General features: G+C 74.5%; 19 protein-coding genes and 3 pseudogenes. 7 read left to right on the plus strand and 15 right to left on the minus strand.

Annotated elements, in window-relative coordinates:
• Positions 1 to 61: 61 nt before the first annotated feature.
• Positions 62 to 772: a fasciclin domain-containing protein gene (locus Pen02_RS24390; protein ID WP_203868399.1), complete on the plus strand. Its 711-nt coding sequence runs from the start codon at positions 62 to 64 to the stop codon at positions 770 to 772.
• Here the strand turns inward: Pen02_RS24390 and Pen02_RS24395 are convergent.
• The 6 genes from Pen02_RS24395 to trpC form a co-directional block, all read right to left on the minus strand.
• Entirely contained in the window at positions 742 to 4,380 is a 3,639-nt protein-coding gene (locus Pen02_RS24395; RefSeq protein WP_203868400.1) for an AfsR/SARP family transcriptional regulator, read from the minus strand. The genes Pen02_RS24390 and Pen02_RS24395 overlap by 31 nt on opposite strands.
• Before the next feature lie 226 nt (positions 4,381 to 4,606).
• Positions 4,607 to 5,806 (minus strand): FAD-dependent oxidoreductase, encoded by a 1,200-nt coding sequence (locus tag Pen02_RS24400; RefSeq protein WP_203868401.1) that lies wholly within the window; start codon positions 5,804 to 5,806, stop codon positions 4,607 to 4,609.
• Between the two features lie 17 nt (positions 5,807 to 5,823).
• The gene (lgt, locus tag Pen02_RS24405; protein ID WP_203868402.1) at positions 5,824 to 7,059 is read right to left on the minus strand and encodes a prolipoprotein diacylglyceryl transferase; all 1,236 of its coding nucleotides are present in this window, start codon (positions 7,057 to 7,059) and stop codon (positions 5,824 to 5,826) included.
• A gap of 228 nt (positions 7,060 to 7,287) precedes the next feature.
• Positions 7,288 to 8,115, minus strand: coding sequence for a tryptophan synthase subunit alpha (gene trpA, locus Pen02_RS24410; protein WP_203868403.1), 828 nt, complete (start codon positions 8,113 to 8,115; stop codon positions 7,288 to 7,290).
• Positions 8,115 to 9,353 (minus strand): tryptophan synthase subunit beta, encoded by a 1,239-nt coding sequence (gene trpB / locus Pen02_RS24415; protein ID WP_203868404.1) that lies wholly within the window; start codon positions 9,351 to 9,353, stop codon positions 8,115 to 8,117. The genes trpA and trpB overlap by 1 nt, the downstream gene beginning before the upstream one ends.
• Positions 9,354 to 9,432: 79 nt before the next feature.
• Positions 9,433 to 10,236: an indole-3-glycerol phosphate synthase TrpC gene (gene trpC, locus Pen02_RS24420; RefSeq protein WP_203868521.1), complete on the minus strand. Its 804-nt coding sequence runs from the start codon at positions 10,234 to 10,236 to the stop codon at positions 9,433 to 9,435.
• Between the two features lie 472 nt (positions 10,237 to 10,708).
• On the opposite strand from trpC, the pseudogene Pen02_RS24425 reads away from it, so the two are divergent.
• A pseudogene (locus Pen02_RS24425) lies at positions 10,709 to 10,945 on the plus strand (hypothetical protein); the annotation flags it as partial.
• Between the two features lie 283 nt (positions 10,946 to 11,228).
• Here the strand turns inward: Pen02_RS24425 and Pen02_RS24430 are convergent.
• From Pen02_RS24430 to Pen02_RS24450, 5 genes and pseudogenes are all read right to left on the minus strand, one after another.
• Complete coding sequence (locus Pen02_RS24430; protein WP_203868405.1) at positions 11,229 to 11,834, minus strand: Trp biosynthesis-associated membrane protein; 606 nt, start codon at positions 11,832 to 11,834, stop codon at positions 11,229 to 11,231.
• Positions 11,831 to 13,462, minus strand: a complete 1,632-nt coding sequence (locus Pen02_RS24435; RefSeq protein ID WP_203868406.1) for an anthranilate synthase component I — start codon at positions 13,460 to 13,462, stop codon at positions 11,831 to 11,833. The genes Pen02_RS24430 and Pen02_RS24435 overlap by 4 nt, the downstream gene beginning before the upstream one ends.
• Positions 13,463 to 13,484: 22 nt before the next feature.
• A complete protein-coding gene (gene hisI / locus Pen02_RS42845; RefSeq protein WP_203868522.1) occupies positions 13,485 to 13,931 on the minus strand; it encodes a phosphoribosyl-AMP cyclohydrolase in 447 nt (148 codons plus the stop codon).
• A 495-nt stretch (positions 13,932 to 14,426) separates the two neighbouring features.
• Positions 14,427 to 15,041, minus strand: a pseudogene (locus Pen02_RS42850) (nucleotidyltransferase domain-containing protein); the annotation flags it as partial.
• A 141-nt stretch (positions 15,042 to 15,182) separates the two neighbouring features.
• Positions 15,183 to 16,184: an aldo/keto reductase gene (locus Pen02_RS24450; RefSeq protein WP_203868407.1), complete on the minus strand. Its 1,002-nt coding sequence runs from the start codon at positions 16,182 to 16,184 to the stop codon at positions 15,183 to 15,185.
• A gap of 226 nt (positions 16,185 to 16,410) precedes the next feature.
• Between Pen02_RS24450 and Pen02_RS24455 the strand changes: the two are divergent.
• The 3 genes and pseudogenes from Pen02_RS24455 to Pen02_RS24465 form a co-directional block, all read left to right on the plus strand.
• A pseudogene (locus Pen02_RS24455) lies at positions 16,411 to 17,124 on the plus strand (ABC transporter ATP-binding protein); the annotation flags it as partial.
• A gap of 119 nt (positions 17,125 to 17,243) precedes the next feature.
• Entirely contained in the window at positions 17,244 to 17,999 is a 756-nt protein-coding gene (locus Pen02_RS24460; RefSeq protein ID WP_203868409.1) for an ABC transporter permease, read from the plus strand.
• Between the two features lie 82 nt (positions 18,000 to 18,081).
• A complete protein-coding gene (locus Pen02_RS24465; RefSeq protein ID WP_203868410.1) occupies positions 18,082 to 18,711 on the plus strand; it encodes a TetR/AcrR family transcriptional regulator in 630 nt (209 codons plus the stop codon).
• Positions 18,712 to 18,969: 258 nt separating this feature from the next.
• Here Pen02_RS24465 and Pen02_RS24470 read toward each other — a convergent pair whose 3' ends face one another.
• From Pen02_RS24470 to Pen02_RS24480, 3 genes are all read right to left on the minus strand, one after another.
• Positions 18,970 to 19,824, minus strand: coding sequence for a DUF2470 domain-containing protein (locus Pen02_RS24470; RefSeq protein WP_239141235.1), 855 nt, complete (start codon positions 19,822 to 19,824; stop codon positions 18,970 to 18,972).
• Positions 19,825 to 19,997: 173 nt separating this feature from the next.
• Positions 19,998 to 21,788, minus strand: coding sequence for an ABC transporter ATP-binding protein (locus tag Pen02_RS24475; protein ID WP_203868411.1), 1,791 nt, complete (start codon positions 21,786 to 21,788; stop codon positions 19,998 to 20,000).
• Complete coding sequence (locus tag Pen02_RS24480; RefSeq protein WP_239141208.1) at positions 21,785 to 23,779, minus strand: ABC transporter ATP-binding protein; 1,995 nt, start codon at positions 23,777 to 23,779, stop codon at positions 21,785 to 21,787. The genes Pen02_RS24475 and Pen02_RS24480 overlap by 4 nt, the downstream gene beginning before the upstream one ends.
• A 249-nt stretch (positions 23,780 to 24,028) precedes the next feature.
• On the opposite strand from Pen02_RS24480, the gene Pen02_RS24485 reads away from it, so the two are divergent.
• A complete protein-coding gene (locus Pen02_RS24485; protein WP_203868413.1) occupies positions 24,029 to 24,658 on the plus strand; it encodes a TIGR03085 family metal-binding protein in 630 nt (209 codons plus the stop codon).
• A 25-nt stretch (positions 24,659 to 24,683) separates the two neighbouring features.
• Positions 24,684 to 25,637, plus strand: coding sequence for a terpene synthase family protein (locus Pen02_RS24490; RefSeq protein WP_203868414.1), 954 nt, complete (start codon positions 24,684 to 24,686; stop codon positions 25,635 to 25,637).
• 205 nt (positions 25,638 to 25,842) lie between these two features.
• Here the strand turns inward: Pen02_RS24490 and Pen02_RS24495 are convergent, their stop codons facing one another.
• A complete protein-coding gene (locus Pen02_RS24495) occupies positions 25,843 to 26,379 on the minus strand; it encodes a septum formation initiator (RefSeq protein ID WP_203868415.1) in 537 nt (178 codons plus the stop codon).
• Between the last annotated feature and the right edge of the window lie 90 nt (positions 26,380 to 26,469).

Here is a 26,469-nt window from a genome sequence, read left to right on the forward strand (position 1 = left end):
CCGGCCCACCGGTACGGCATCCGTCCAGCCGTCGATCCGTCCGTCCGTCGTGGAGGTTGTCGTGTCCGAGCCGTCCATCCCGTCGACTCCGGCAGCCGGCTCCGCCGGACGGCGTGCGGCCGGGCGTACCCGGATCGGCCGGACCCGGTCCCGGGCGGCGCTGGCGCTGGCCGCGACCGCGCTGCTGGCCGGCACTGTCGCCGGCTGCACCGACGACGGCCCGGACAGCCCGGACGCGGCGGCGGCCGGCTCCGGGGTCAGCGGCCCGCTCTGCGCGGCGCTGCCGTCCGGCACCGACCCGGGCAACCCGGACGCGCTGGCCGACCAGCCCGGCGACGTGGCGTTGCAGTGGATCCCGGTGCTCACCCGCTTCGAGGCGGCGGTACGCGCGGCGGACCTCGGCGCCGAACTGCGCGCCCCCGGCGGGGTGACCATCCTGGCCCCCACCGACGACGCGTTCGGAAAGAAGTTCTCCGAGGAGAACCTCGACGACCTGATGATCCACCGCAAAGACGAGCTGCGCGAACTGGTCCGGGCACACCTGGTGGCCGGCGCGCGCCCACTGGCCGACCTGGTCTCCGACGGCACCCTGCGTACCCTCGACGGCAGCACGGTGCCGGTCAGCGCGGCCGGCACGATGGCCCGGATCGGCGAGCAGGTGCAGAGCGTCTGTGCCGACTACCGGGTCGCCGGCGGGCGGATCCACATCGTCAACGGAGTGCTCGGCAAGCTGCCGACCACCTACGACCCGAACGCCGACTCCGGCCACTGACCCGACCGCCGACCGGCCCCGGCACCACCGGCCAGTACGGCGTCCAGCGGCGCCTCCCGGCCGTACCGGTGCGCCAGGGCGAAGCCGCCGCCACCGGGTACCAGAAGCTGGTGGGGCGGGGCGTCCAACTGGGCCCGCAGGGCCCGCTCGGTCGCCTCGGTGTCCGCCCGCTCGCAGGCCGGTACCGGCGCACCGATCTCCTCCCGGATCCGGTCGGCCGCACCGAGCAGCCGGGCACCGCGCACCGGGTCGCCGTCCTGCCGGGCCACCTCGGCGAGCGCCTCCAGCACACTGGCGGTACGCCACCGGTCGCCGACCTGGCGGTGCGCGGCCAGGCTGAGCCGCAGGTGCCGGGCGGCCCGCCGGGTACGCCCACCACGCAGGTCGACCAGGCCACGCAGGTTGTGCGCCCAGCCGACCCCCTCCGGGAAGCCGATCGCGGAGTACCGGTTCAGGGCCACGTCCAGCAGTGCCGACGCCCGGTCGACGTCGCCCCGGTAGAGCGCGACCGCACCGAGGTTCATCAGCGCGCTCGCGGCGGCCAGCGCGTCACCGAGCCGCTCGTGCCGGCGCAGGCTCGCCCACAGCCGCGAGTCGGCCCGGTCCAGGTCACCCGCGAGCCAGGCGGTGAAGCCGCGCAGTTCGGTGATCTGCGCCTCGCCCCACTCGTCGTCGCAGTCGGCGAAGATGGCACCGGCGACGGCCAGGTGGGAGGCGGACTCGGCGTACCGGCCCTGCTCCCGGGCCACCGAGCCGAGAATCTGCTCCACCTGCGCCTCGGCCCGCCGGTTCCGGGTGAGTTGGCAGGCCGCCCGGGCCAGCTCGGCGTGCCGGGTCGCGGCCGGATAGTCGCAGGCCAGCATCGCCAGCATGGCCGCACCGATACCGGCCCGGACCCGCAGCGCGGCCGGGGCGTCCGGATGCCGGGCCAGCGCGGCGGCCAGCCAGCCGTGCCCCTCCCGGTAGTTCCCCTCCAGCCGGCAGTACATCGACAGCGCGGCGGCCAGCCGCAGGTCGCCGTGCGCGGGCCCGCCGGCACCGGCCTCGGCCAGCCAGACCATCGCGGACCGCAGGTTCGGCTCCTCGGCACGCAGCCGGGCCAGCCACCAGTCCCGGGCGGCGCCACGCAGCCGGGCGTCGGCCCGCGCCGCCAGGTTCAGGCAGTACGTCGCCAGCGCCTGCCGGGCGCCCACCTCGGCACCGGAGGCGACCAGCCGGGCCAACGCGTGCCGCCGGATCGGCGCCAGCATCCGGTAACGGGTCCGGCCGGCCGGCTCGATCGTCCCGGTCTGCCCCGGCGGCGCGACCGAACCCGACTGACCACCCCGCTCCGGCAGACCGACCGAACCCGCCGGCAGGACCGAAGCCGTTGTTTTGGGCGGAGCTGCTGGCGTGGCCGATCCGGTCGGATCGGTCGGGTTGGTCGGATCGGTCGGGTCGGTCGGGTCCGTCGGATCGGTCGGATCGCGCGGCTCCGCCGGACCCGGCGGTACTGGTTCCACCAGGGACGCCTCGACGAGCGCGGCCAGGGCGGCCGACGCCGACGGGCCACCGATCGCCCGAGCCGCCTCGGCGTCGAATCCGCCCAGGCAGACCGAGAGCCGGTCGAACAGCCGGCAGGCGTCGGCGTCCAACAGGGCCAGACTGGACTCGACCGCCTCGGCGACGCTGCGGTGCCGGTCCGGTGGTCTCGGGTCGGGGCTGCGCAGCAGCCGTACGTCGGTGTGCAGCCGGGCGATGATCTCGTGCACCGTCAGCATCGGCGTACGGGCCGCGGCCAGCTCGATCGCCAACGGCAGCCCGTCCAGGTCGACACAGAGCCGGGCAACCGCGTCGGCACTGCCCTCCGGGATCGGCCGACCGGCGAACTCCCGGGCCCGTTCGAGGAAGAGCCGGGTGGCCGGATGGGCGGCCAGTGCCGCAAGACTGTGCCCGCCGTCCGCCTCGGGTACGGCGAGCGTCGGTACCCGGACCCGCGACTCGGCGGGCAGCCGCAGCGCCACCCGACTGGTCGCCAGCACCCGCAGCTCCGGACAGCGGGACAGCAGCCGGTCCACCAGCTCCGCACAGCCGGTGACCAGGTGTTCGCAGTTGTCCAGCACCAGCAGTGCCCGGACCGGGCCGAGGTCGGTGGCGAGCGCGTCGACGAGGTCCCGCCCCACGTCCGGTACGCCGAGCGCCGCCGCCACCGCCTGCGGCACCCGTACCGGGCTCTCCACCGAGGTCAGGTCGACGAACCAGACCGGCCGGTCGGTGACCGCGCCCGCCGCCGCGACCGCCAACCGGGTCTTGCCCGCCCCGCCGGTGCCGGTGAGCGTGACGAGGCGGTGCCCGCGCAGACGCTCGGCGACGACGTCGAGCAGTTCGTCGCGGCCGAGCAGGGCGGTCAGCGGTACCGGCAGCCGGGCGGCCGGACGCGGCCGGGACACCGGCGGGCCGGCGGCAACCTCCGGGACGGCTGCCGGCCGGGACGCCGTCGCCCAGTCCTCGGGCAGCTCGCCACCGCGCACCGCCGCCGCGAGTACGCACACCCGGCCGGCCGGCTCGACGCCCAACTGCTCCAGGAAGACCTCCCGGGCCCGCCCGTACACCTCGGCGGCGGCCCGGCGCCCGCCGTCCAGGTACGCGGCGACGAGCAGCAGCTCCCACAGCCGGGCCCGCAGCGGGTGCACGGCCACCGCCGAGGTCAGCTCGGCGACCCCGGCCCGGGCCACCCGGGCGGCGGTCGCCCCGGCGGCCACCACGGCCCGGTCCGCGACCGGGCCACCGGCGGCGGTGTGCGCGGTCACGGCGAGCCGCAGCGCGCACTCCCAACGCTCCTCGAAGGCGTCGACCCGGGCCTGCCGCAGCCGAGCCAACTCGACCTCGGCCCATCCCGAGGGACAGAGCCGGAAGAGGTCGCAGGATCCGGCACCGGCCTCCGCCCCCGGCCGCCCGCCCTCGACCGCCGACACCCGGCGCACCGCAGCCTCCACCGCCGGCAGCCCGTCCTCGACCGCCGATACCCGCTGGACCGCAGCCTCCACCGCCGGCCGCCCGCCCTCGACCATCGGCACCCGGTGCAGCGCGTCCGGGGCCGCTCCGGCAGCGGACTGGACGCGAGCGGCGGCCAGCGGCTCCGGTGTCCCGGCCGGGACGTGCCGGGCGGGTGCCACCGGGTCGGGCCAGACGGCCAGGGCGGCCCGGAACAGCCGGCCGGCGGCACGCAGCTCACCGGCCGCCATGCGACGCCGGGCCCGGCCGAGCAGCCGGGTGAACCGGGTCGCGTCGATCCGACCGCTGGGCATCCGGAGCAGGTATCCGGTGGGCCGGATCTCCAGCGTGCCCGGTGCACCGCAGCCGGCCAGCGTGGTCGCCAGCAGTGCGGCCGGCCGGTCCAGGGGACGGGCACCGGCCCGGGCCAGCGCGTCCCGGCCGGCGAGTGCGGCCAGCAGTTCGGCTTCCGGTACGGGCTCGTTCGGCCGCAGGGCGAGCAGGCCGAGCAGTGCCGCCGCGCCGTCCGGCAGCGCGACCGGCCCCCGGGGTCCGACCAGTCGGACCGGCCCGAGCAGCCGTACTCCGCCCCGGGCGGCCTGCCACCGCTCGGTCCTGGCATGTTGATCAGGCACGCTGTGCCGCAACTGGGAGCCCTCACCTTCGCTCCCGGGTAGTGTGCGCGACGCGGCGGCGTGCGGGGCATCCTCCCGACCGGTCGGTTAGCCGACGAACCGGACGGTCCGGCGGGATCCGCTCGGGCAGCGGCCAGGTTCGATTCGGACACCGCCCCGTCGACCGGGTCCGGCTCCGGCATCCGAAGATCCGCCGGGGGTCACCCGGCGGCCGACCCCCGGTCGATCACTCCGGTGGCCGCCACTGGGCCGCGACGCTGGCCGCGCTGCCCAGCAGCCGGGGCGTGATGGTGCCGAGGGCGGCGTCCCGGGCCCGCAGCGCCAGCCGGCCCCGGGCCTGCAACACCGCCGACATCCGCCGGGTCTGCCGGACCACGGTGACGGTCCGGGGACGACGCTGCCGGCTGTACGCCTCGACCGCCTCCCGCAGCGCCGGACCGGGAATCGCCTCCCGGACCACCGAGCGCAGCGTGGCGGCGTCCTCGAGCGCGAGGCAGGCGCCCTGACCCAGGTGGTGCGGCATGGCGTGCGCGGAGTCGCCGAGCAGCACCACCCCACCGGTGCCGATCGGGAAGCCGTAGGTGCGGGGCAGCGGGCGCAGCTCGCGTACCTCCTGCTGGACCAGGTCCTCCGGCTCGGTGGCGGCGAGCAGGTCGCCGATCGGGGCCGGCCAGTTCGCGAACCAGCGCCGGAGCAGGCTGAGCTGGGTGGCCGGCGACTCGGGGCGGGACGCGCCGGCCGCCGTCGCCACCCAGTAGATGCCGCCCCGGGTGGAGCCGCCGGACGCGCCCCGGTCGCCGAGCGAGGCCGCGACGAACCGGTAACCGGCGCCGAGGGTCTCGCCGTCCACCGGCCGGTCGGCCGGGAGCTGGGGTGCCCGGTACCAGGGGATGACCGCCCGCCAGGCGGCGCAGCCGGAGCTGACCACGGTGGCCTCCGGCGCGAGCCGGCGGCGTACCGCGCTGTCGATGCCGTCGGCCGCGACCACCAGGTCGGCCTCGTAGCTGCCGCGCCCGTCGCCGACCGCGGGACGCTCGCCGTCCTCGGCCCGCACCGTCCGGACCTCGACCCCGGTCCGGATCTCCACCCGGTCGCCGAGGCCGGCGACCAGCGCGTCGTGCAGGTCCTCCCGGTGTACGACCACAGGTGCGCGCTCGCCGAGCCCGGGGCGCGGCTGGACCAGCCACTGCCCGTCGGGGCGCCGGACCCCGACGTCCGGCAGCGGAGTCGCGATCGCGGCCAGCCCCTCCCCGAGGCCGAGAGCACGCAGCGCGCGTACCCCGTTGGGCCAGAGCACCAGCGCGGTACGCCCGGCGCGGACCCGGTCGTCCCGTTCGAGCAGGGTCACCTGCCATCCGGACCGGGCCAGCGCGCCTGCGGTCGCCAGCCCGCCGATTCCGGCGCCCACCACCACAGCCGTACGCATCGGGCCGGCTCCCCCGCTCAACGATCCCGGTCGGCGGTTCCCGGGGCGGCCCCGGCGTCGGCCGGCTCGCCGTCCCGGTCGGCCGGCTGCCCGGCACCGGCCGGTTCCCCGGCGCTCTCCGGCGACGCTGCCGCACTGGCCGGCACGGGCTCGCCGTCGACGCCGGTCCGATCGTCGTCGTCGCCGTCGGAGTCGTCGTCCGGGTCGAGCTGTCCGGCCGGAGCCGGTGCGGGCGGCACCTCGCCGGTCTCCCGGTAGCGCCGGAACTCCTCCTCGGTCACCACCTGGTACGCGCTGGGTATCCCGACCGCGGCCGGCTCCCGGGAGACGTCGACCTGGGACACGTCACCACCGGCGGCCCCGCCCCCGGCCAGCGGGGCGGCCACGCCACCGACCGGCACCAGGAACTCCTGCGGGCCGCGCACCCGGACGAAGTAGACCAGCGCGCCGAGGAAGACGAGGGCGGCAGTCCAGACGTTCAACCGGGTGCCGAGGATCTCGTTCGCCTCGTCGGTACGCATCATCTCGATCCAGAACCGGCCGGCGGTGTAGCCCATCACGTAGAGCGCGAAGGCGCGGCCCCGACCGAATTTGAACCGCCGGTCGAGCAGCAGCACCAGGCCGGCGACGCCGACGTTCCAGAGCGCCTCGTAGAGGAAGGTCGGGTGGAACAGCCCCTGTTCGAGGATGGGGTTGCCGCTGTCGTCGCGGAGCGCGTGCCCCGGGTTCGCCGGATCCATCCGGTGGATCTCCAGGCCCCAGGGCAGCGTGGTCGGCCCGCCGAACAGCTCGTTGTTGAACCAGTTGCCGATCCGGCCGACCGCCTGGGCCAGCGGCAGGCCCGGGGCAGCAGCGTCGGCCACCGCGGTCAGCGGCAGGCCGAGTTGCCGGACGGCCAGCCAGGCACCGACCGCGCCGCCCGCGATGGCGCCCCAGACGCCGAGCCCGCCCTCCCAGATGTAGAGAGCCCGGACCGGGTCACCGCCCTCGCCGAAGTAGGCGCCGGGTGAGGTGATCACGTGGTATATCCGGGCACCGACGATGCCGAACGGCACCGCCCAGACCGCGATGTCCAGCACCGCCCACGGGGCGACGCCCCGGCGGCGCAGTCGCAGCTCGGTCACCACGCAGGCGACCACGATTCCGAGCACGATGCAGAGCGCGTAGGCCCGGACCGGCACCGGCCCGAGCTGCCACACGGCGGTGGCGGGGCTCGGCAGGGCCGCCTGAGGAGAGAGCGAGGCGAGGGTCACGGGTGCACAGGCTACCGTCGTTACCCCGGCCGGCGGCACCCCGGTCCGGTTGTCGACCACAGGTGATTTCCGGCCGGATCGTCCCGCTGGACACGCCGAAGCGCCCCGCCGACCGTTTTCCGGTAGGCCCGGAAGGCCCGCCCGCCCGCCGGCGACGCGTGCGGTCGGCAGCGCGAGATCGGGCGGCCCACCGTGGCGGGGCGGGGTCAGCGGGGCGAGGCTGGTGGGTCAGCGGCGGACGCTGCGGACACCCTCGGCGAGTTCGGTGCTGAGGGTACCGAGCGCGGCCAGGCCGGCCGTCTCGTCGGCGGCCTCCAGCACGCAACGGATCAGCGCGCTGCCCACGATCACCCCGTCGGCGTACCTGCCGACCTCGGCGGCCTGTGCTCCGGTGCCGACGCCGAGGCCGACCCCGACGGGCAGCCCGCTGACCGCCCGGACCCGGCCGACCAGGGTCGGTGCCGCCTCCGACGTCTTCGTCCGGGCGCCGGTCACCCCCATCAGGGCGGTGGCGTAGACGAAGCCCCGGCAGTGCGCGACGGTCATCGCCAGCCGCCGGTCGGTCGACGAGGGCGCGACCAGGAACGTCCGGTCCAGCCCGTACGCGTCGGAGGCGGCCAGCCACTCACCGGCCTCCTCCGGAATCAGGTCCGGAGTGATCAGGCCGGTGCCGCCGGCGGCGGCCAGGTCCCGGGCGAAGGCGTCGACGCCGTAGCGCTCGATCGGGTTCCAGTAGGTCATGGTGACCACCGGGGCGCCGGTCGCGGCCACCGCCTCGATGATCCGCAACGTGTCGGCGACCCGTACGCCGCCGGCCAGGGCGATGTCGCTGGCCCGCTGGATCACCGGCCCGTCCATCACCGGGTCGGAGTACGGGATCTCGACCTCGATCACGTCGACCCCGGCGTCCACCATCGCCCGCATCGCGGCGATGCTGCCGGGCACGGTCGGGAAGCCGGCCGGCATGCAGCCGATCAGCAGTGCCCGCCCCTCGGCCTTCGCCTTCTCGAACGCGACCCCGATGCTCCGGTCGGCAGCCCCCGCTGTCTCGCTCATCACCGCTCCCCGTCGAGGATTCCGAAGTATTCCCCGGCGGTGTGCACGTCCTTGTCACCCCGGCCGGAGAGGTTGACCACGATGGTGGGTTCGCGCCCGAGTTCGGCGGCCAGCTCGGGGATGATCTTGAGTGTCCCGGCGAGCGCGTGCGCGCTCTCGATCGCCGGGATGATCCCCTCGGTCCGGCAGAGCAACTGGAACGCGTCCATCGCCTCCGCGTCGGTGACCGGCGAGTATCGGGCCCGGCCGATGTCGTTGAGCCAGGCGTGCTCGGGGCCGACCCCGGGATAGTCCAGCCCGGCCGAGATCGAGTGCGACTCGACGGTCTGGCCGTCCTCGTCCTGGAGCACGTAGGTGCGGGTGCCGTGCAACACCCCGGACGAGCCGCCGGTGATGCTGGAGGCGTGCCGGCCGGTCTCGATCCCGTCGCCGCCGGCCTCGAAGCCGTAGAGCCGGACGTCGGTGTCGGGAACGAAGGCGTGGAAGATGCCGAGCGCGTTGGAGCCGCCGCCGACGCAGGCGGTGACGGCGTCCGGCAACGCGCCGGTGGCGTCCAGGCACTGCTGCCGGGCCTCCACCCCGATGCCCCGGACGAACTCCCGGACCATCTCCGGGAACGGGGCCGGGCCGGCGGTGGTGCCGATGATGTAGTGCGTCCGGTCCACGTTGGCGACCCAGTCCCGCAGCGCCTCGTTCAAGGCGTCCTTGAGGGTGCGGGAGCCGGAGGTGACCGGTACGACGGTGGCGCCGAGCATCCGCATCCGGGCCACGTTCAGCGCCTGCCGCGCGGTGTCCACCTCGCCCATGTAGACCACGCACTCGAGGTCGAGGTAGGCGGCGGCGGTCGCGCTGGCCACGCCGTGCTGACCGGCACCGGTCTCGGCGATCACCCGGGGCTTGCCCATCCGCTTGGTCAGCAGCGCCTGGCCGAGTACGTTGCGGACCTTGTGCGCGCCGGTGTGGTTCAGGTCCTCCCGCTTGAGCAGGATCCGCGCCCCGACCCGGGCGGAGAGTCGCTCGGCCGGGTAGAGCCGGGACGGGGTGTTGGCGTACTCGGACATCATCCGGGCGAGGTCGGACTGGAAGGACTCGTCGGAGAGCGCCTTCCGGTACGCCGCGTCCAGCTCGTCCAATGCCGCCACCAGGGCCTCGGGAACGAACCGGCCGCCGTACGGGCCGAAGTGGCCGGCACCGTCCGGCATCTGGGCGGAGCTGTCCGGCAGGGTGGGGGCGCTCATGCCGTGCTCCCACCGACGCGGAACTGCGGGGCTCGCGACATCGGCTCACTCCTCGCGCTCGTCGGAACGGCCGGGTGGCTCATCGGACCGGCCGGGGGGTGGCGGGGTGGTTGCCGGCGTTGACCAGCTCGGCCACCGCCTCCCGGGGACTCTTCTGGGTGACCAGCCCCTCGCCGACGAGTACGGCGTCGGCGCCGGCGGAGGCGTACCGGATCAGGTCGTGCGGGCCGCGTACCCCGGACTCGGCGATCTTGACCACCTTGTTCGGCAGGCCGGGGGCGATCCGTTCGAAGACCGACCGGTCGACCTCCAGGGTGCGCAGGTTGCGGGCGTTCACCCCGATCACCCGGGCACCGGCCTCCAGGGCGCGGTCCGCCTCCTCCTCGTCGTGCACCTCGACCAGTGCGGTCATGCCCAGCGACTCGATCCGCTCCAGCAGGCCGACCAGCACGTTCTGTTCGAGTGCGGCGACGATCAGCAGGACCAGGTCGGCGCCGTGCGCCCGGGCCTCGTGCACCTGGTAGCTGGAGACGACGAAGTCCTTGCGCAGCACGGGGATGTCCACCGCGCTCCGGACCGCCGCCAGGTCGTCCAGCGAGCCGCCGAACCACCGCCCCTCGGTGAGTACGCTGATGCAGCGTGCCCCACCGGCGGCGTATTCACCGGCCAGGTCGGCCGGGTCGGCGATCTCGGCGAGCTGCCCCTTGGACGGCGAGGAGCGCTTCACCTCGGCGATCACCCCGACGCCCGGGCGGCGCAGTGCCGCGTACGCGTCCCGGGGTGGTGCGGCTGCCGCCGCGAGTTGCTTGATCTTCTCGAGCGAGACCTCTTCTTGCCGGCGTGCGACGTCCTCGCGGACTCCGGCGAGAATCTCGTCGAGCACGTTGGCGGACGGGGCCGATCCGGCTTCGTCCCCCGCGGCGTGCGGATGCTCAGCAGTCACCAACGGACTCCCCTCTCCGGGTGTCATGGGCCGATGCTAGGCGTCGCCACGGGACGGGACGCCCTCGGGGGTATGGCGTGCTTCACGGAATGGGCTGCGGCATAATGCCCGGCCCGGTGAGGGAAATATCACGCTCCGCCATCGGCTGCCGGGGCGGCGCCGGTACGCCGGCTCCGACCTGCGGGAGCGCTGCCGACCGCCTCCGCCGGGCGTCCGGAACGGTACGGCTGTGACGGAGGTCAAGGAAGTACCGTCGGCCGGCGAGGGTTGTCCCGGATGGTGAACGGGCCCGGGATGAACGTTGATCCGGGGGTCACCCACCGGAAACACCGGGTGGGCACCATCAACGTCGGGCACACTGGTCGCGGGGCCGCCGCCGACCAGTCGGATCGATTTCCGTGCGGGGAAGACCATGAGCGCTGCGAAGCCTGGCTCGACCATCGACCTGACCACCATCCCCCGGGCCGTACTCTCCGTCGCCGTCGGCGTGGTGCAGAGCGTGGAGCGGGCGATGATCGGCGACGCCCGGATCCGGACCGCCCGGGGCAACGCCTGGGAGGCGATCTGCGCCGACCGGGACCGGGCACTGCGGCGCGACGAGATCCGCGCCCTGGTGGCAGCGCTCGCCGTCGCCCCGCCGCCGGCCCCGGAGGTCGGCCCCGGCACCACCAAGATCGCCCACGGCAGCGCCGAGGTCGGCCGCAGCACCACAGAGGTTGTCCGCCCCGGCACCGCCGACGCGCGGCAACCGGTCGGCTGACCTGTCGGGTCGTCAACCAACGGCCGGGTTGTCAACTCATCCGGCCGGGTTTCAACTCACCAGGCCAGGTCGTCGGCCAACGGTCGGTTCGTAAACTCGCCCGGTCGGGTTCTCAGCCGACCGTCGGGGCGTCGACTGATCCCGCCGATCGTCAACTGACCCTGTCGGGACGTCAGCCGGCCGTCGGATCCTCGCCCCGGTCCAGCGCGTCCCAGGCGGCCGTCGTCCGCCGGCCGTCGAGCCGGCCGTCGGGGGCGAGCGCCGTTGTCTCCCGGCCCGCCGGCACCGGCCGGGACCGCTCGTAGCGGGCACCCATCACCGGCCATCCGCCGCCGCGCAGCGCCGTGAACCCGCCGGCCGCCCCGGCCAGCAGGCCGCCGAGCACACAGAGCAGCGGCCAGCCGGGACCCACCTCGTCGCCGGTGCCGAACCCGGCGTACCCGGCGCCGACCGCCACCCCGATGCCGCAGGCCGCCAGCAGCCCGCCGACCAGCCGGCGCCCGACCCCCCGGGTGCCGAGCACCGCTCCGGCGGCGGCCAACCCGACCAGGGCCAGCGCCGGCAGCCAGGGCAACAGGTCGCCGCCGGTCCGGGTGACCCGGTCCGGCGGCAGCGGCGCCGGACGGGCGGTCAACTCGACCGACCACGTCCGGGTCGCCGCGAAGACCGCCAGGCCGGCGCCGAGCAGGCAGCACAACACGGCGTACGTCAACTCCCGCCGACCCGCCGACCGTGCCGGGTCGACGGGCGACGGGCCGGGTGTGCCGTCGGTACTCACCGGGCCGGCCGTAGTGTTTCGGCAGCCGCGATCGCGGCGAGTACGGCAGCCGCCTTGCTCCTGGTCTCCCGGTCCTCGGCGGCCGGGTCGGAGTCGGCGACGATCCCGGCACCGGCCTGCACGTACGCCCGCCCGCCCCGGATCAGCGCGGTCCGGATCGCGATCGCCATGTCCAGGTCGCCACCGAAGCCGAAGTAGCCGACCGTACCGCCGTACAGGCCGCGCCGGGTCGGCTCCAACTCCTCGATGATCTCCATCGCGCGTACCTTGGGTGCGCCGGAGAGCGTGCCGGCCGGAAAGGTGGCGGCCAGCGCGTCGAACGCGGTCTGGTCGTCGCGGAGTGTCCCGACCACGGTCGAGACGATGTGCATCACGTGGCTGTACCGCTCGATGGTGGCGAACTCCGGCACCTCGACCGTGCCCGGCCGGCAGACCCGGCCCAGGTCGTTGCGGCCGAGGTCGACCAGCATCACGTGCTCGGCCCGCTCCTTGGGGTCGGTGATCAGCTCGGCGGCCAGCCGACCGTCGTCGGCCGGGCTGCTGCCCCGGGGCCGGGTGCCGGCGATCGGGTGCAGCATCGCCCGGCGCTCGCCGTCGGCACCCGCGCTGACCTTGAGGTGCGCCTCCGGGGACGAGCCGACGATGTCGAAGTCGTCGAACCGGAGCAGGTACATGTACGGGCTGGGGTTGGTGGCCCGAAGCACCCGGTAGACGTCCAGCGGGTCGGCCGGGGTCTCCCGCTCGAAGCGCTGGGCCAGCACGATCTGGAAGCACTCGCCGGCCCGGATCGCCTCCTTCGCCTCCTCGACCGCCTTCGGGTACTCCCCCTCGGCGGTCCGGCTGAACACCTCGCCGGGAGACGGCCGGTCGACGGTGGCGATCATCGGCGGGATCGGCCGGGACAGCGCGGTCGTCATCGCGTCCAGCCGGCCCACCGCCTGGTGGTACGCCGCCGTCACCTGGGCCGCCCGCTCCGGGTCGTCTCCCGCCGTCCCGGCACCGGTGGCGCCCGCGTCGGCAGTCGACGCGTCCCCGTCGGCGTGCGTCGGTGCCGGCAGCAGGGCGTTCGCCACCAGGATGGCGGAGCCCTCGAAGTGGTCCAGCACGACCAGGTCGGTGGCGAGCATCATGCCCAGTTCGGGCAGCCGCAGGTCGTCCTCGGTCAGCGACGGCAGCCGCTCGAACCGGCGTACGACGTCGTAGCCGAGGTAGCCGACCATGCCGCCGAGCAGTGGTGGCAGGGAGTCCCGATCGGTGCCGAGCGGGCCGACGGCGGCCGGGCCGGTCAGCGCGGCCACGGTGGCCCGCAGCGCCGTCATCGGGTCGCCACCGGTCGGCAGGCCGGCGGGCGGGGTACCGAGCCAGTGCGCCTGGCCGCCCCGCTCGACCAGGGTGGCGCTGCTGCGTACCCCGACGAAGGAGTAGCGCGACCAGGCGATCCCGGCCGCGCCGGCACCCTGCTCCGCCGACTCCAACAGGAACGTCCCCGGCCCGCCGGCCAGTTTCCGGTAGACCCCCACCGGGGTCTCCCCGTCGGCGAGCAGCCGCCGGACCACCGGCACCACCCGCCTCGTGCGGGCCAGTTCACGGAAGGTCGCCTCGTCCGGACTCACCGCACCGGTCGTCATCGGGTCACCGCTCCAGCTTCGGTCATGACGCCGGCCCGGCGGAGCCGGCACTGGCCCCGGTGACCGGCAGTTCGTCGGAGAAACAGGTCCAGCTTCCGGTGTGGCAGGCCACGCCCACCTGGTCGACGCTGACCAGCACGGCGTCGCCGTCGCAGTCCAGCGCCACCGCCCGGACGTACTGGTGGTGCCCGGAGGTCTCGCCCTTGACCCAGTATTCCCGCCGGCTGCGCGACCAGTAGGTGGCCCGGCCGGTGGTGAGGGTCCGGTGCAGCGCCTCGTCGTCCATCCAGGCGACCATCAGCACGTCGCCGGAGTCGTGCGCCCGGACCACGGCGGCGACGAGTCCGTCGGGGGTGCGGCGCAGCCGCGCGGCGATCGCCGGATCGAGGGCCGTGGGCCGGGCGGGGCCGGCCGGATCGGGCCCGGGCGCGGTCGCCGGGGCGGCCGGGGAGAGATCGGGTACGGGCATAGTTCCCGATTCTTTCGCACGCGGCACCGGTACCGTCGCCCCGTCCCCGCCTCCGCCCGCCGAAGTGGCCCGCGCCACGCCGCCGTCCGGCTCCTGCCTCCCACCGATCGCCCGGTCCAGCCCGCCACCGACCGCATGGTCGGGCCCGCCGCCGATCGTCGGCTCCTGGCCGCCGCCGGTCGCCCGATCCGGCCCGCCGCCGATCGTTGGCTCCCGCCTGCCGCTGGCCTCCGTCCCGACCCGCCGGTCGATCGGCTCGGCCGGCTCGGTTTCCCGGCCGATCGGCTCGGGGTCCCGGTCGATCGGCTCGGCGTCCCGGTCGGCGGGGCCGGCCGGCCGGGCGGCGGGGCGGGGCGGGGTGGACGCCTCGGGCCGGTCGGGACGGGCGAGCTGGTCGACGTAGCGGTCCAGCCGACCGTCGTGCAGGGCGGTGGCGAGGTCGGCGCCGACCACCCCGGCGAGCTCGTCGGCGTACGGGCGGGCCAGCGCCACCGCCCCGGCCACCAGGCGGTGCGCGGCGGCGTGCAGCCGGGGCAGGGAGTCGGGGCGCAGCCCGAGGCAGGTGAGCATGTCGTCGCGGTAGCCGTCCGGCGCGACCGGCAGGTTCAGCGCGGCGGCCAGCGCGTCCCGCCGGCTGGCGACCGTGACCGCCCGGTTCGCCAGCCGGAGCACCGACGGGCAGCGCCGGGCCAGTTCGGCGGCGGCGAGCCGGGCGTCGTACTCGGCGCCGGCCGTGCACGCCCCGCCCACCTTGCCGAGCGCGGCGACCAGTTCCTCCAGATCCGGGTCGGCGGGACGCTGGCGGATCTCGGTCAGGTCGACGGACGAGCGCCAGGCGCCGTGTGCCCAGAGTAACCGTGCCGGTGCGACGACCGGCAGCCCGAAGGACCACTCGGCGGGCCGGTCGAGCCGGTCGAGCCAGGATCGGACGTCCCGTACCGCCACCGACAGGTGGGCGAGCCGGTCGCCGGCCTCCACCAGATAGGCCGGGTACGCGGCGTACGGGCCACCGCTGACCAGGACATCGATGTCCACGTCGCTGTACGCGGTGGCGGCGCCCCGGGCATAGCTGCCGCGCAGCAGCACCGCCACGACGGGCGGGCCGGGCATCCTGCGCAACCGGTCCGTCCAGTCGTCGAGGAACCCGAGTTGCAGTAACGGACCGTGATCCACGGCGTCATCGTGCCGCAGGTCCGATCATGACGCAACGCCCGATCACGCGCTGCCTGGGCGTTTCATTCTCTTCATCCCTTATTTGCCGAGAAATCGCATTGATTGTTCCGGGTACCGTTCTCCGGCCGCCGCCCCGGGCGGCACCGCGGCCGAGAGTCGGGCCACCTGGTCGCCGGTCAGCCGCAGCTCCTCGGCGGCGGCGTTCTCCTCCAGATAGCGGACCCGCTTGGTGCCGGGAATCGGCAGGACGTCGTCGCCCTGGGCGAGCAGCCAGGCCAGCGCCGCCTGTGCCGGCGTACAGCCGATCTCGGCGGCCACCGCCCGGACCCGGTCGACCAGCTCCAGGTTGGCCGCCATGTTCTCCTCGGCGAACCGGGGTGCCCGGTTGCGGAAGTCCTCGGCGTCGAGCTGCTCCCGGCCGCTGATCGTGCCGGTCAGCAGCCCCCGGCCCACCGGCGAGTACGCCACCAGCGCCACGCCCAGGTCCCGGCAGGTCGCCAGCATCTCCCGTTCGACGTCCCGACTGAACAGCGAGTACTCCATCTGCACGGCGGCCACCGGATGTACGGCGTGCGCCGCCCGCAGGGTCGCCGGGCTCACCTCGGAGAGCCCGACGAACCGCACCTTGCCGTCGACCACGAGGTCGGCCATCGCTCCGACGGTCTCCTCGATCGGCGTCTCGGGATTGCGCCGGTGCAGGTAGTAGAGGTCGATGGTGTCGACGCCGAGCCGGGCCAGCGAGGCGTCGCAGGCTTCCCGGGCCCATGCCCCGCTGCTGTCGACGTACGCGCCGGGGGAGGCGGTGGTGTTGCCCTCGCCGCTGAACCGGTTGCCGAACTTGGTCGCCAGGAACACCTCGTCGCGGCGCTTGCGGACGACCGGGCCGAGCAGTTCCTCGTTGTGCCCCCGCCCGTACATGTCGGCGGTGTCCAGGTGGTTCACCCCGAGGTCGAGGGCGCGATGCAGGGTACGCACCGACTCCTCGTCGTCCCGGGTCCCGTACGCCATGCTCATCCCCATACAGCCGAGCCCGACCGCCGACACCTCCGGTCCGATGGCACCGACCCTGCGCTTGTGCATCACTTCCACTCCGTCCGCTGTCCGCTGTCCGCCGCCCGTCCCCCTGCCGTCCTGGGAACCCGGCGCCCACGTCGTCCCGGTACCCGGCCCATTGTCGCCGGAAAACCGACAGCACCTCGAAGCCGCCGCATCCCGGTCGGCGATTGTCAGCCGCCAAGATTTCAACTAGCGTTGATTTCAACAGTTGGTGAGTTCTTGAGTTGGTGAGTTCTCGGAGGGAGGCTCCATGGAGACCGCGATCGAGGTCAGAGACCTCGTCGTGAGCCGTGGCAAGCGGCAGGTGCTGCACGGAATCAGTTGCACCGTCCCGCGCGGCAGCGTCACCGGCCTGCTCGGCCCGAGCGGCAGCGGCAAGACCACGCTGCTCCGGGCCATCGTCGGCGTACAGGTCGTGGCCGGCGGCACGGTCACCGTGCTCGGCGAGCCGGCCGGGGCGCGCGGGCTGCGCCGCCGCGTCGGCTACCTGACCCAGGCGCCGAGCGTCTACCCGGACCTGACCGTCCGGGAGAACACCCGCTACTTCGGCCGGCTCTACGGCCTGGGCCGGGCCGAGGCGGACCGGGCGATCGCCGACGTCGGCCTGGCCGGCGCGGCGGACCAGCTCGTCGGCACCCTCTCCGGCGGCCAGCGCAGTCGGGCCTCGCTGGCCTGCGCCCTGGTCGGCCGCCCGGAGGTGGTGATCCTGGACGAGCCGACCGTCGGCCAGGACCCGGTGCTCCGGGCCGAGCTGTGGGAGAGGTTCCACGCGATGGCCGCCGAGGGCACCACGCTGCTGGTCTCCAGCCACGTGATGGACGAGGCGGCCCGGTGCGACCGGCTGCTGCTGATCCGGGAGGGCCGGCTGATCGCCGACGACACCGTGTCGGCGGTACGCGGCGCGGCCGGCACCGACGACCTGGAGGAGGCGTTCCTGCGGCTGATCCGGGCGAACGAGTCGGCCGACCCCACCGAGGACGGTCGTACTCCGGCCGGTTCCGCCGAGGACCGCCGTACTCCGGCCGGTTCCGTCGACTCCGCCGAGGACGGACTCACTCCGGCCGCCGAGGGGAGGACGGGTCGATGAGCCTGCGAATCCTGGCCGCCACCACCGGCCGCATCCTGCGCCAGCTCCGACACGACCGGCGTACCGTGGCGATGCTGCTGGTGGTGCCGGCCCTGCTGCTCACGCTTCTCTACTACATGTTCGGCGACCAGCCCGCGCCGCCGGGACAGCCGGGCGTCTTCGACCGGATCGCGCTGGTGATGCTGGGCGTCTTCCCGTTCGTGATCATGTTCCTGGTGACCAGCATCGCGATGCTCCGCGAGCGCACCTCCGGCACGCTCGAACGGCTGCTGACCACTCCGCTGGGCAAGCTGGACCTGCTCTTCGGCTACGGTCTCGCGTTCGGACTGGCCGCGGCGGTACAGGCCGGTGTCGCGGCCGGAGTGGCGTACTGGCTGTTCGACCTCTCCACCGCCGGCAACGCCGGACTGGTGGTGCTGATCGCGGTGGTCAACGCCGTACTCGGGGTCGCGCTCGGGCTCTTCTGCAGCGCCTTCGCCCAGACCGAGTTCCAGGCCGTACAGTTCATGCCGGTCGTGGTGATCCCGCAGATCCTGCTGTGTGGTCTGTTCGTCGCCCGGGACCAGATGGCCGGCTGGCTACAGGCGATCAGCGACGCCCTGCCGCTGTCGTACGCCGTCGAGGCGCTACAGCAGGTCGGCGCGTACGCCGAGCCGACCGGCACGATGTGGCGCGACGTGGCGATCGTCGCGGCGGCGGTGGTCGTCGCCCTGGTACTCGCGGCGGCCACGCTGCGGCGGCGCACCGGCTGACGGTCCGCACCGCCGGCCGGCGTCCACGGGTGGAGGCGGGCGCCGGCCGGCGGCCACGGAGAAGACGAGTACGAGGACGGCGATGGCACGACGGAGCGGACGGCGACCGGGCAACCCCGACACCCGGGAGGTGATCCTCAGAGCCGCCCGGGACGCGTTCGCCGAACGCGGCTTCGACCGCACCTCGATCCGAGCCATCGCCACCAGCGCCGGGGTCGACCCGGCCCTGGTCCACCACTACTTCGGCACCAAGGACCAGCTCTTCCTGGCCACCATCGACATCCCGTTCGATCCGCAGGAACTGCTGCCGCAGATCGCCGCCGACGGGATCGACGGGGTCGGCGAGCGGCTGGTCCGGACGTTCCTGCGGGTCTGGGACTCCCCCGCCGGCACGGCCGCGGCCGCGCTGTTCCGGTCCGCGATGAACAACGAGTGGACCGCCCGGCTGCTCCGGGAGTTCCTGGAGACCCAGGTGCTGCGCCGGGCGACCGGGCTGCTCGAGATCGACCCGGCGGAGGCGCCGCTGCGCTCGTCGCTGGTGGCCAGCCAGATGGCCGGGATGGTGATGGTCCGGTACATCCTGCGGCTGGAGCCGCTCGCCTCGGCACCGCCGGACATGGTGGTCGCGGCGGTCGGGCCGACGGTGCAGCGCTATCTGACCGGCGACCTCGGCCAGCTCACCGGTGCACCGGAGCGGCCCGCAGGGGGCTGACCCCGGCCCCCGGCGGGACGGCACGGGCCATCCCGACCAACGGACGCGGTGCCCCGCACCGGGTCAGCCGGCCCGCTGCTGTTCGGGGCGGCCGATCTGCTGTCCGGGTCAGCCGGCCTGGGGCTGTCCGGGTCGGCCGGCCTGCTGTCCGGGTCAGCCGGCCTGCTGTCCGGGGCGGCCGGCCTGCTGTCCGGGGCGGCCGATCTGCTGTCCGGGTCAGCCGGCCTGGGGCTGTCCGGGTCGGCCGGCCTGTTCGGGTTACCGGTCCGACCAGGCCTGGTCGGGTGAGGTGGCGGCGGGCCGGTCCTGGTCCGGGCGCGGTGGCTGGCCGGCGGGCGTTGTCTGGTCCGGGCGGATCGACTGGTCCGGTTGGTGCCGGCGCCGGCAGAGCACCGGATGCAGCAGCTCCGCCAGGTCCGCCTGGCCGCGCAGCGGGCGAGGGAAGGCGAGCCGGGCCCGGCAGCGGGCACGTCCGCCGAACGCCACCACCATGCCGTACCGGTCGAGCCGGACCACCCGGGGCGCCGGCTCGTCCGCGCCGGCCGGCGGTACGACGTCGCCGAGCTGACGCCGGAGGAACGCGGCGATCTCCGGTCCGTGGTGGTCCGCGAGGTCGGCGAGCAGGTCCCGTTCCAACCCGTGCAGCGGATCCGGTTCGGCCGCCGCGTACTCGGCCGGCTCGACGTGCCGAACCGTGCCGCCCCGTTCCAGCCGGATCTCGGCCGGCTCGAAGCGGTAGAGCGTGAATCCCCGGCCGACGTCGAGCAGGTCCCCGGTCGGTACGACGTCCGCGAAGTCCACTGCTGCCAGTCGCGCCTCCGCTCCGGTCAGCGGCTCCGGCCAGCCGGAGAGCCAGACCCGGCCGAGCGACGGCGCCCCGGCGGCCGGCGGCAGGTCCCGTACGTCCAGCACCAGCGCCGTACCCCGGCCGCCGCTAGTCGGCCGGAGTGCCGCCGCCAGGTTGTTGACGACCGAGACGAGCAGCAGCATCCGGCCGGACGGGTCGGTGGCGTGTCGGACCTGGTGCGGCCCGGGCCGGTACGCGACCTGGGCGGTGCCGGCGAGCCGGCCGGCGGCCAGGGTACGGGCCACCTCTGCGGGGCTGGGCTGCATGACGTCGACCTCCGACACGAGTTAGCCTCTCCTTAGTAAGGGCAGGCTAACCTATCGCGCGGACGTCGTCTATCTCGTCGCCGTCACCCCGTCGTCCAGCTCGTCGCCGTCACTCCCCGCCCATCACGTCGCCGGTGCTTCCCGTCCATCACGTCGCCGGTGCTTCCCGTCCGCTACCTCGTCTGCTCCAACCAGGACGCGTAGAGCAGCCCGTAGACCGACTCCGGGTCGCTGACCAGTTCCTCGTGCGGACCACGCTGCACGATCCGGCCCCGGTCCACCACGATCACCTCGTCGGCGGCCTGCGCGGTGGAGAGCCGGTGCGCGATCGCCACCGTGGTCCGGCCCCGGGTCACCGCGTCGAGGGTGCGTTGCAGGCGTACCTCGGTGGCCGGGTCGACCGCGCTGGTCGCCTCGTCCAGCACCAGCAGGTCCGGGTCGGCCACGTACGCCCGGGCCAGCGCGACCAACTGCCGCTCGCCCACGCTGAGCGCCTCGCCGCGCTCCCCCACCGGTGTCGCCAGCCCGGCCGGCAGCCCGTCCACCCAGTCGCCGAGCCCGAGTTCGGTGAAGGCGAGCGCCAACTCCTCGTCGGTCAGCTCCGGCCGGCCGAACCGGACGTTCTCGGCGACCGTCGAGTCGAAGAGGAAGCCGTCCTGCGGCACCATCACCACCCGGGAGCGCAGCGAGCCGAACCGTACCCGGTCCAGCGGCACCCCGGAGAGCAGCACCGCACCGGTGGACGGGTCCATCAGCCGGGTCAGCAGCTTCGCGAAGGTGGTCTTGCCGCTGCCGGTCTCGCCGACCACCGCGACCCGGGTCTTCGCCGGGATGTCCACGTTGACGTCGACCAGCACCGGCGGGCCGCCCGGATAGCGGTAGTCGACCCCGGCGAACCGGATGTCGACCGGCCCGGCCGGCAGGTCCACACCCTGCTCGCCCGGGTCCGCCACGTCCGGCGCCACGTCCAGCACGTCCAGCACCCGGCGCCAGCCGGCGACCGCGTTCTGCGCCTCGTTGAGTACCTCGGTGGCGATCTGCACCGGCTGGATGAAGAGGGTGACCAGGAAGAGGAAGGCGGTGAGTTCGCCGATGCCCAGCGCACCGTCGACGCCGAGCTTCACCCCGAGCACCACCACCCCGGCCAGGGCCAGCCCGGCGGCGATCTCGCCGGTCGAGAAGCTGACCACGCTGGTCCGGATCGCCCGCTGCTGGGCCCGGCGCTGCGCGTCGATGGTCCGGTCCAGCCGGTCGGCGGTCCGGCCGGCCACGCCGTACGCCCGGATCACCGGCGCGCCGACCACGGTCTCGGAGATCGCCGCCAGCATCGCGCCGAGGCGCTGCCGGACCACCCCGTACGCGGCGGCGAGCCGCTTCTGGAAGATCCGGATCACCGCCAGGGCCGGGATGAACGCGGCGAACACCACCAGGGTCAACTGCCAGGAGTAGACCGCCATCACCACGGTGGTCACCACCACCTGGCCGAGGTTGATCAGCAGGATCACCCCGCCCCACTGGAGGAACTGGGTGATCTGGTCCACGTCGCTGGTGACCCGGGAGACCAGCGAGCCGCGCCGCTCCGCCTGCTGGTGCAGCGTCGACAGGTCGTGCACGTGCCGGAAGGCCCGGACCCGCACCCCGGCCAGCGCCGTCTCGCTGACCGTGAAGAGCCGCCGCATCATCAGGTACCCGCAGATGGTGGTCACCACCAGCACGGCGGCGGTGGCGGCGACCACGAAGCCGACCACCCCGAGGTCCGGGCCGCCGGGGGCCCGCAGGCCCCGGTCGATGCCCTGCTGGATCGCCACCGGTACGGCGGCCCGGCCGACCATCGAGACCAGGGCCAGCCCGAGCGTGCCGGCCAGCCCGGTACGCAGCTCCGGCGAGAGCGCCAGGCCGCGCCGGAAGGTGCCCCAGGCGCTCTCCACCCGCTCCGGTACCGCTCCCGCCGTCGTCGTGCTCACGCCTGCACCTCTTCGTCTCGCCGGGGGTCCTCGTACGCCCGCTCCCGCTCCCGCTCCGCCTCGGCCCGCTCGTACGCGGTGACCAGCGCCGCATACCCCGGCGTGGTACGCAGCAGCGTGGCGTGGGTGCCCCGGCCGACCACCCGGCCGTGCTCGACGTAGACCACCTCGTCGGCGAGCGCGATGGTGGCCCGCCGGTACGCCACCACCAGGATCGACGCCCCCGGCCCGGGCGGGCCGGCGATGTCGGTCGACGCCGTCCGCCCACCCCGCAGCGCGGCCAGGATCGCCGCCTCCACCCTCGGGTCGACGGCGCTGGTGGCGTCGTCCAGCACCAGCAGGCGGGGCCGGCCGGCCAGTGCCCGGGCCAGGGTGAGCCGCTGCCGCTGGCCGCCGGAGAGCGCCGCACCACGCTCGCCCACCAGGGTGTCCAGCGCGTCCGGCAGCGCCGCCACGAAGCCGTCCGCCTCGGCCAGCCGCAGCGCCGCCCAGACGTCGTCGTCGGTGATGCCGTCCCGGCCCAGGGTGATGTTCTCCCGGATGGTGTCGTCGAAGACGAACGGCACCTGCGCCACCAGCGCGGTGCTGCCGGCGAGCGAGGCGGCGGTGAGGGAGCGTACGTCGACGTCGTCCAGGGTCACCGTGCCGGCGTCCGGGTCGACCAGCCGTACCGCGAGGGAGACGATCGTGGACTTGCCGGAGCCGGTGGGCCCGACCAGCGCCACCGTGCGGCCGGCCGGCACGGTGAACGAGACCTCGTGCAGTACGGGTACCGGCCCGGTGGCGGTCGGCGCGGCGGGAGCGGGTCCGGTCGGCGCGGGTACCCCGACCGGCCGGGCCGCCGCCTCCGGCTGCTCGGTGGCGAGTCCCGGCTCGGCGGGCGCGGTGGCCGGCGGCGACTCGGCCGGGGCGTACCCGAAGGTGACCCGGTCGAAGACGAGCGTCGCGGGACGGTCGTCCCGGCGGTCCAGGGTGGTCTCGCCGTACGGCATCTCACCGGTCGCGGTGAGCACGGACTGCAACCGGTCCCAGCCGGCGACGCTGCGCGGCAGTTCGGCGAGGACCCAGCCGATCGCCCGGACCGGGAAGGCCAGCACGGTGAAGAGGAACGCCACGCTGACGAGTTCGGTGATGGTGACCGCCCCCTGGCTCAACCGGACCGCGCCGACCAGCAGCACGGCCAGGGTGCCGAGGCTCGGCAGGGTTTCCAGCATCGGGTCGAAGACGCCCCGGAGCCGACCGACCGAGATCAGCGCGTCCCGCAGTTCGCCAGCCTGGGCGGCGAACCGGGCCGTCTCCCGGGCCTCCTGCCCCATCGTCTTGACCACCAGGGCGCCGTCGAAGCTCTCGTGCGCGATCGCGCTCACCTCGGCGCGCATCTGCTGGGCCCGGGCCTGCCGGGGAGCCATCCGTCGGGAGTAGACCACGTTGAGGGCGAACAGCGCCGGGAAGATCGCCACCCCGACCAGGGCGAGTACCCAGTCGGTGACGAACAGCGAGCCCATCGCCGCGACCAGCATCACCAGGGTGCCGACCGCGAAGGGCAGCGGCGCGATCGGGAACCAGGCCGCCTCGACGTCCGAGTTGGCGTTGGAGAGCAGGGTGCCGGTGGCGTGCCGGTGGTGCCAGGAGAGCGGGAGTTCGAGGTAGCGGCGGGTGATCCGACGGCGGTAGCTGGCCTGCAACCGGTACTGCATGAACCCGGCGCCCAGCCGGCGGCCGAACATGCCCAGCACCCGGCCGAGGCTGACCGCGAGCAACGCGGCGGCGGCCAGCAGCACGGCAGCGAGGTCGAACCGGCCATCCTCCAGCGAGGGCACCACCACGTCACCGACGACGGCGCCGATCACGTACGCGCTGGCGATGATCAACAAGCTGTAGAGGACGCTTCCGCCGACCGCGACGGAGAAGATCCGGGGCTCCTCGCGGACCGCGTAGCCGAGGACCCTGAGCCCCCTGAGAAGTATGTCCCGGCTTGTCTTGCCCGCCACGCCCGTCCCCCGCCGTAAGCCACCTGCGTCCAGCTCATCCTTACCGATCAGGGATGGGGATGACGAACCGATTGGCCCGGCGAGGACCGACTCCGCCCCGATTGTGTCTGCTGTCACAACCTGTTCCCCATGCCGCCGCCTGCCGGACATCGGCGAACCGCCGCTGGTCCGGCTTCCCGCCGTAATGCGGCTCGCAGACCGGCCGGCTCGTGGCACGGCTCCCGGCCGGATCAGGATTACGATCAAGGCATGCCCCGCTACGCGGACACGGAGCGACAGTCCCTGGCCGATCTCCTCCTGGCGCTCGGGCCGGACGCGCCCACGATCATCCCGGAATGGGCCGCCCGGGACCTCGCCGCCCACCTGGTGGTCCGGGAACGCCGTCCCGACGCGGCGGCCGGACTGCTGCTCCCGCCACTACGGGAGCACGGCGCCCGGGTGCAGGCGACGGTGGCCGCGAAGCCCTATCCGGCCCTGGTCGAGCTGGTCCGGCGCCCGCCCCGGTGGAACCCGATGACGCTGCCACCGGTGAACGAACTGGCCAACCTGACCGAGTTCTTCGTGCACCACGAGGACGTCCGGCGGGCCCGGCCCGACTGGCAACCCCGGGAACTGCCGGCCGGGCAGCGGGCCGCGCTCTGGAAACGCATCCCGACGATGGCCCGGATGGCGCTGCGCCGGTTTCCGGCCGCGCTGCTGATCCAGGCACCCGACCACGGCGAGACCACCGCCGGGGCCGGCGGCGAACAGGTCAGGATGGTCGGCTCGCCGGGCGAGCTGATCATGTTCCTGTTCGGCCGGCAGCGCGTCGCCCGGGTGCAACTGGTCGGTCCGGCCGCCCTCACCGACCGGCTGCGGACCGCGAAGCTCGGGATCTGACCCCCACCGGGGGCCGGACGACCCGATGCGCGCCTTCGCCCTGGTGTCGCTGACCCGTCCGCCCTTCCCGGCCCGGATCAGCGGACATGTCGGTCACGTCCGCCCGCAGTCCACCCGGTGGGCCGCCGAACTCGGCCTGGTCCGCAGCACCGCCTCGGTCCGCCGGCTGGACCGGGCGAACGCCGCAGACCTGGCCGGCCGCGCCTGCCCGGACGCCCGGCCGGAGCACCTCCGGCTGCTCTGCGACCTGTTCACCTGGCTGTTCACCTTCGACGACCACTGCGACGACGACGGCCTGGGCGAGGACCCGGCCCGACTCGCCCCGGTCGTCGGGCAGTTGCTCGACGTACTCGACCTGCTCGGCGGGCCGGCACCGCCGGAGCTGGCCGCCGTCGCCGGCCCGACCGCCGCCGCCCTGCACGACCTGTGCCGACGGGTACGCGCACACGGCTCGCCCCGGCTGCTGCTCCGGTTCGTCGGGCAGATGCGGGACTACCTGCTGGCCCTGCTCTGGGAGGCGGCGAACCGGGAACGGGACCGGGTACCGGCGGTGGCCGAGTACCTCCAGATGCGTCGGCACACCGGCGGGGTACGCCCCAGCTTCACCCTGACCGACCTCGCGTACGGGGGCCTGGCCGAGGCCACCTGTCGGGGCGACCTGGACGCGGCCAGCCTCGACGACCTCGCCGCCGACCTGGTCTGCTGGTGCAACGACGTCTTCTCGTACGCGAAGGAGCGCCGGCAGGGGCGGGACGGGCACAACCTGATCGTCGTACTCGCCCAGTCGGCCGGGCGGGAGGAGCAGGCCGGACTGCTCGACGCGGCCCGCCGGTTCAACGCCGGGCTGCGGGCGTACCTGAGGCTGGAGTCCGCGTTGCTCACCGGCGCGGACACCGACACCCTCCGATTCGTCACCGCCCGCCGGGCCTGGATCCGGGGCAGCTACGACTGGTCGCTCGGCGCCGGCCGCTACCGGTGAACCGCCGCGCCGACCTGCCGGAATCCACTCCGTCTGCCGGAATCGACCTCCGTCGAGATGCCGGGGCGGACGCTCCCGGGCGACCCGCCGAGGCTCACCTTCCCCTGCGACCTGCCGACCCGTCCTCCGTCTGCCGGAATCGACCTCCGTCGGACTGCCGGGGCAACCCGCCGCGGCTCATCTTCCCCGGTGACCTGCCGACTCGTCAGTCGTCGCCGCCGTGCGTCTTCCAGGTCGGTACCGGTTTGCCGTCCGCGCACTCGACCTCGACCTCGATCCGCTGGCCCGAGCCGTGGAAGGTGACCTCGGCGTCGTCGTCCGGGCCGCGCTCGACCTCGCCGACCCGGTAGCCCTGGGCCGGCGTCCAGGCGGTCAGCCACACCTGCCGGCCCGCGCACTCGGCCACCACCGTGCCGCCCGGGGTGGAGAGCAACCGGCGCGAGTCGTCGGCGCCGGTCGGGACACCGGGAGACGGGCCCGTGGTGGTCGGTGTCGCGCCGACGGTCCCGCCGGACGGGACCGGACCGGACGGCGGGGCGGAACCTCCGGCGGCCGGCGGGGCGAAGCCGGTCGGCGGTGGGGTGGCGGCGAGCGCCCGGGACACCTCGGCCGGGCTGCGCAGCTCACCCGCCGGCCCGGTCAGTCCGGCACCGATCACCTGTACGGCGGCCAGCCCGGTACCGGTGGCGACCAGCGCGGCGAGCAGCCAGCCGGCGACGGCGAGCAGGGTACGTCGACGCATCCTCCGATGATGCCCGCCGCCGCGTTAAGGCCGGCGCCGGTGGACCCTAAAGAACAGTTAACGGCCCCACCCCGGCTCTCTAGCCGCCCG

The sequence above is a fragment of the Plantactinospora endophytica genome (assembly GCF_016862915.1).
Classification (GTDB): domain Bacteria; phylum Actinomycetota; class Actinomycetes; order Mycobacteriales; family Micromonosporaceae; genus Plantactinospora; species Plantactinospora endophytica.